The sequence below is a fragment of the Arthrobacter sp. 05T423 genome, from assembly GCF_056396245.1.
In genome coordinates this window covers 1-401 of record NZ_JBFTLC010000125.1, presented here as the reverse complement: position 1 = coordinate 401, position 401 = coordinate 1, and the positions used below count along the sequence as shown (strand labels likewise).

Genomic DNA, 401 nt, shown 5'->3' with positions numbered 1-401 from the left:
ACCCCCACCACCAAGGGCGACGTCATCTACCTCACCGACGTGATGAAGATGCCCAACGGCCGGATGTGGTCCAACTCGTCCAGGTTCGCGCCGGACCCGAACTACAAGGTCCCGGTGCTCAAGTTCGTGATCGGCGACGACGCTCCCGATGACAGCGTCATCCCGACCGGGATGATGCGTGAGCTCCCGCMGCTGCCGAGCAACTGGCAGTCCATGCTGGACAACCGGCTGATCTTCGAGGTGGAGCGCGGCTCGGGCGGCGGCGAAACGGAGTGGCTGATCAACGGCAAGCCCTTCGACCCGCAGCACGTGCTGGCAAGCCTGAAGAACCGTGCCGGCCGCACGCCGCTGGCCCAGCAGAAGAAGGGCAGCTACAACCTCTGGGAGATCCGCAACGGCGG

At 65.5% G+C, this 401-nt stretch carries 1 pseudogene; it reads left to right on the top strand.

Going from position 1 to position 401, the window contains the following annotated elements:
- A pseudogene (locus tag AC1DFE_RS24205) lies at positions 1-401 on the top strand (multicopper oxidase family protein); the annotation flags it as partial.